This window comes from Pseudomonas sp. 05N434 (assembly GCF_056396965.1).
The window spans coordinates 1-5,203 of the sequence record NZ_JBFTMK010000362.1 but is presented as its reverse complement, the minus strand read 5'-3'; the positions used below and the strand labels follow the sequence as shown (position 1 = coordinate 5,203).

At 62.0% G+C, this 5,203-nt stretch carries 6 protein-coding genes; all 6 read left to right on the top strand.

Going from position 1 to position 5,203, the window contains the following annotated elements; all coding sequences use genetic code 11:
- Positions 1-605 (top strand): MurR/RpiR family transcriptional regulator (locus tag AC1DLB_RS20565; protein ID WP_477785547.1); only part of this gene is annotated, 605 nt, incomplete at its 5' end.
- Between the two features lie 2 nt (positions 606-607).
- On the top strand, positions 608-1,252 hold the full coding sequence (locus AC1DLB_RS20560; RefSeq protein WP_477785546.1) for a cysteine hydrolase family protein: 645 nt from the start codon (positions 608-610) through the stop codon (positions 1,250-1,252).
- Complete coding sequence (locus AC1DLB_RS20555) at positions 1,249-2,580, top strand: type I glutamate--ammonia ligase (RefSeq protein ID WP_477743183.1); 1,332 nt, start codon at positions 1,249-1,251, stop codon at positions 2,578-2,580. Before AC1DLB_RS20560 ends, AC1DLB_RS20555 begins: the two co-directional genes overlap by 4 nt.
- The gene (locus AC1DLB_RS20550) at positions 2,564-3,316 is read left to right on the top strand and encodes an N-formylglutamate amidohydrolase (RefSeq protein ID WP_018928986.1); all 753 of its coding nucleotides are present in this window, start codon (positions 2,564-2,566) and stop codon (positions 3,314-3,316) included. The genes AC1DLB_RS20555 and AC1DLB_RS20550 overlap by 17 nt, the downstream gene beginning before the upstream one ends.
- 53 nt (positions 3,317-3,369) lie before the next feature.
- Positions 3,370-4,719, top strand: coding sequence for an APC family permease (locus AC1DLB_RS20545; protein WP_477743184.1), 1,350 nt, complete (start codon positions 3,370-3,372; stop codon positions 4,717-4,719).
- A 119-nt stretch (positions 4,720-4,838) separates the two neighbouring features.
- The coding region (locus AC1DLB_RS20540; RefSeq protein WP_477785545.1) for an arginine N-succinyltransferase at positions 4,839-5,203 on the top strand (365 nt) is incomplete at its 3' end.

Here is a 5,203-nt window from a genome sequence, read left to right as displayed (position 1 = left end):
CCCTGTTGCAGCCCCGCGCCCAACTCAAGAAAGATGACCCCTGGAGTCATTATCTGGCAGACAGCCATCGGGCACTGGTAGAAACCCAGGCGCTGACCCAGCCCGAAGATGTGCGGATTCTGGTGGAGTGGCTGCTCGACACCCGCCACCAGGTCCACTGCTTTGGCGGTCGCTTCAGCAGTTTCCTCGCCAACTATTTGCTCAATCACCTGCGCCTGTTGCGGCCCGGCTGTTTCGCCCTGGAAGACAACGCCCAATTACCGGACCGGTTGTTTGACGTACAGCGTCAGGACGTATTGCTGGTGTTCGACTATCGCCGCTATCAGTCCCAGGCCCTGCGGGTCGCCAATGCCGCGAAGAGCCGACATGCGCGCGTCGTGTTGTTCACCGACATCTACGCATCACCGCTGCGGGAAATAGCCGACCTGATCATCAGCGCACCGGTGGAATCGGCGTCGGCCTTCGACTCGATAGTGCCGGCGCTGGCCCAGGTTGAAGCACTGATTGCCTGCCTGACCCTGCGCAGCCCCGATCTGGCCGATCGCCTGGAAGGCATCGATGCCCTGCGAGCCGACTTCGACACTCACCTGCTGGAGGATAAATAAGGATGTTCATGCTCCCCCACCATTCGCCCCGGGACTTGCCGTTTGCCGCCGATCACACCGCGCTGTTGCTGGTGGACATGCAACGTGCCTGGCTCGAACCGCAGTTCGACCCGCACCTCAACGAGCCGGATGCCGACTACTTCCTGACCCGCGCCCGCACGCAGGTGGTGCCCAATCAACGCAGGCTGCTCGATGCCTTTCGCAGCGCCCGGCAAAACGTGTTGCACACACTCATCGAAAGCCTCACCGCCGATGGCCGCGACCGTTCGCTGGACCACAAACTCTCGGACATGCACCTGCCCAAGGGCAGCCCGCAAGCGCAAATCATCGAAGAGCTGACGCCGACCGAAAACGAAATCGTGCTGCCCAAGACCTCTTCCGGGGTGTTCAACTCCACCAGCATTGACTACGTGCTGCGCAACCTTGAAACCCGCCACCTGATCATCGCCGGCATCGTCACCGACCAATGCGTCGACATGGCCGTGCGCGACGCCGCCGACCGCGGGTATCTGGTAACGCTGGTCGAAGATGYCTGCGCCACCTACACCGAACAGCGGCATCACGCCTGCCTGAACGCCATCAAGGGCTACTGCTGGATCACCGACACCCAGACTGTGCTTGGCCGGTTGCAGGAGATGCAGCCATGAGCGAACGCCTGTCACCCCTGCCCATGACCACCATTGTCACCACCGACCTGATCGGCGTGACACGCGGCCGTTCCTTCCCCACCGACGAACTCGATGCCTATCAAGTGGCCGGTTGCGGCTGGGTGCCGGCCAATAGCGCCCTGACCCCGCAAGACATCATCGCCGCCAGCAACCCTTGGGGCGCTTATGGGGATTTACGGCTGATTCCCGACTTGAGCAGCCGGGTGACCGTCAACAACGGCCCGGATGCCGACGCTCCGGCGCTGGACTTCATTCACGGCGACATTCGCGAAACCGATGGCCGTCCGTGGGGCGCCTGCCCTCGTACGCTGTTGCGCAACGAGGTGGCGCGCTATCGCGATGAGCTGGGGTTGCAGGTCAACGCCGCGTTCGAACACGAATTCAACCTCGACAGCGGCGCGGCGGAGCACCTGGCGTTCTCTCTGGAAGCCCAGCGCCAAGGCGCCGAATTCGGCGGCTGGCTGCTCAGTGCACTGCGAGCCGGCGGCGTCGAACCGGAAATGTTCCTGCCGGAATACGGCAAGCACCAATACGAAATCACCTGCCGCCCGGCCCTTGGTGTCGCCGCCGCCGACCGCGCGGTGAACGTGCGCGAGATCACCCGTGAGATTGCCCGGCAAATGGGCCTCAGCCTGAGTTTCGCCCCCAAGACGGCCGAGCATGCCGTGTGCAACGGCGTGCATTTGCACGTGAGCCTGCAAGACATGGCCGGCCAACCGGTGATGTATGACGCCGGCACCGCCAACGGCCTGTCGACCCTCGGCCAGCATTGGGCCGCCGGCGTTCTGCATTACTTGCCGGCGCTCTGTGCATTCACCGCGCCAACGCCGATTTCCTATGAACGCTTGCAGCCCCATCACTGGAGCGCTTCCTACGCCTGCCTCGGCCAACGCAACCGCGAAGCGGCGCTGCGGATTTGCCCGACCGTCAGCCTGGGCGGCAAATCCGTGGCGATGCAGTACAACCTGGAATTTCGCGCCATGGACGCCACCGCCTCACCGCACCTGGCCATGGCTGCATTGCTGATCGCCGGGCGCCTGGGTATCGAGCGGCGCCTGGCGTTGAACGCCATCACCGATGAAATCCCTGACTCCCTGAACGAAGAGCAACGCCAGGCCCGCGGCATCGTCGCCCTGCCCGCGTCGCTGTCCCGGGCACTGGATTGCCTGCGCAACAGCGAGGCGCTGATCGAAGCCCTGCCGAGCGCGTTACTGGACACCTACTTCGCCCTGAAAACCGAGGAACTGACGCTGACGGAACAGCTCTCGCCCGCCGACCTCTGTGAGCACTATGCGCGCCTGTACTGAATCCGCCGAACTGGGCCTCTACACCCGGCCTGCCTACACCCTGAGCCGGGAAGCTTCCGAGCATCCGCTGATTCTGGTGTGTGAACACGCCAGTCGTTTTATCCCGGACCGGTTAAACGACCTGGGCCTGAGCGACGAGGCCGCCCGCGAACACATCGCCTGGGACATCGGCGCCCTGGCGCTGGCCGAGGGTTTGGCCGAAGCACTGGGCGCGACCCTGTTGGCGGCCAACTATTCGCGGCTGTTGATCGACCTCAACCGCCCGCGCCACGCGCCGGACAGCATTCCGTTGCAGAGCGAGATTTATCAGGTGCCGGGCAATCGCGATCTGGACGAGGCCACCCGTGAATACCGCCGGCACTGCCTGTTCAAACCGTTTCATGCACGCCTGCAAACCTTGATCGACGCCCGTGTGGAGCAAAATAAACCGGTTCGAGTGGTGGGGATTCACAGTTTCACGCCGATATATTACGGCCAGCCGCGATCGCTGGAAGTCGGCGTGTTGTACGGCCAGGCCACGGAGTACGCCCAGCGAATGATCGACGGCCTGAGCCGGCACCCATTGAAAGTCGCCGGTAATCAGCCATACAAAGTCGATCCGCTGGGTGACATGACCGTACCGGTTCACGGCGATGCACGCGGGCTGGACTCGGTGCTGATCGAGGTGCGCAACGACCTGCTGCGCACCCCCGAGGACGTCAGTCGCTGGACCGACTATCTGGCACCGCTGCTATAGCAACAGCTTCAAACTCGCAGCGTGTAGCTGCTTATATCAAGGAGAACGGCTTCATGGACATTGAAGAATTCGGCTACAGGCAAGAGTTGAAACGTAGCCTGTCACTGACCGACCTGGTGGTGTACGGGATGATCTTCATGATCCCCATCGCTCCGTTCGGCGTGTATGGTTACGTCAACGCCGAAGCACCCGGCATGGTGCCGCTGGCCTACATCATCGGCATGGTGGCGATGCTGTTCACCGCCCTCAGTTACGGCAGCATGGCCCGGGCCTTTCCGGTGGCGGGCTCGGTGTATTCCTACGCACAACGCGGCCTCAACCAACATGTCGGGTTTATCGCCGGCTGGCTGATGCTGCTCGATTACCTGCTGATTCCGCCGCTGCTCTACGTATACGCGGCGATGGCGCTGAATCATTTGTACCCGGACATCCCGAAAGTCGGTTTCATCCTGGCCTTTCTGGTCAGCGCCACTTTCGTCAACCTGCGGGGCATCACCTTCACCGCGCGGATGAACATCATCTTCCTGCTGGCGCAACTGGTGGTGCTGGGGATCTTCCTGTTCTACGCCTGGACTGCCTTGCACAGTGGCGGCGGTAACGGTCAGCTGACCCTGGCGCCGCTGTACAACCCCGAAACCTTCAACTTCGCCCTGCTGATGCAAGCGGTGTCGATTGCGGTGCTGTCGTTCCTCGGTTTCGATGCCATTTCCACCCTCGCCGAAGAGATCAAGGGTGATCCGGGCCGCAGTGTCGGCAAGGCTGCGCTGATTACGCTGCTGGTGATGGGCGTGATCTTCGTCGTGCAGACCTGGATCGCCACCGACCTGGCCGCCGGCCTGGGCTTCAAGTCCGCCGACACCGCGTTCTATGAAATCGCCGAAATCGCCGCCGGTAGCTGGCTGGCCACCCTGACCGCCGTGGCCACCGCGCTGGCCTGGGGTGTGGCGGTCGCCATCACCTCCCAAGCGGCGGTTTCGCGACTGCTGTTCGGCATGGCCCGAGACGGCAAACTGCCAAAAGTGCTGGCCAAAGTGCACCCGAAACACAACACACCGTACTTGAGCATTTATCTGGTGGCGGTGCTGACGCTGGTGATCTGCTACCTGTTCATCAACTCGGTGGACACCCTCACCTCCCTGGTGAACTTCGGCGCCCTGAGCGGCTTCATGCTGCTGCACCTGACCGTGATCAACTACTACTGGCGCCGGCAGCAATCCGGCCAGGTGATCCGTCACCTGATCTGCCCGGTCATCGGCTTCATCATCGTCGCGGCCATCATGTACAACATGGGCGTCGATGCGCAGAAACTCGGCCTGATCTGGATTGCCCTGGGCCTGGTCTATCTGTTCTTCCTCAACAAACTGGGTGCCAGCACCGCACTGCCCGACCCAAGCAACGGCTGACAAGAAAAAGAGCAACGTCTGACATGATTTCAGGCGACTGCCGATTTTACGCGTGGAAACCGACAGTGATAGTCAGGTTCGGTGCAAGCCGCCGAACCCTTTGATACAGGAGTATGTCCATGCTGGTCTTACGTCCAGTCGAGTTAACCGACCTGCCCCAGTTGCAGCAGCTGGCGCGCGACAGTCTGGTGGGGGTCACGTCCTTGCCGGACGACACCGAACGCCTGAGGGAGAAAATTCTCGATTCCTGTGCTTCGTTCGAAAAAGACGTCCAGGGCCAAGGCCCGGAGAACTATTTCTTCGTGCTGGAAAACCTGACGACTCGCCGTCTGGTCGGCTGCTCGGAAGTGCTCGCCACCGCCGGGTTCGGCGAACCGTTCTACAGTTTGCGCAACCGCCATTTCACCAGCGCCTCACGGGAGCTGAACATCGAGCATGGGGTGCCGGCGTTGTCGTTGTGCCAAGACCTCAGCGGTCACTCTTT

Excerpts from the sequence above, each read along its gene's own strand:
- AC1DLB_RS20555 (WP_477743183.1), top strand. The coding sequence starts at position 1,249 with ATGAGCGAACGCCTGTCACCCCTGCCCATGACCACCATTGTCACCACC.
- AC1DLB_RS20550 (WP_018928986.1), top strand. The coding sequence starts at position 2,564 with ATGCGCGCCTGTACTGAATCCGCCGAACTGGGCCTCTACACCCGGCCT.
- AC1DLB_RS20545 (WP_477743184.1), top strand. The coding sequence starts at position 3,370 with ATGGACATTGAAGAATTCGGCTACAGGCAAGAGTTGAAACGTAGCCTG.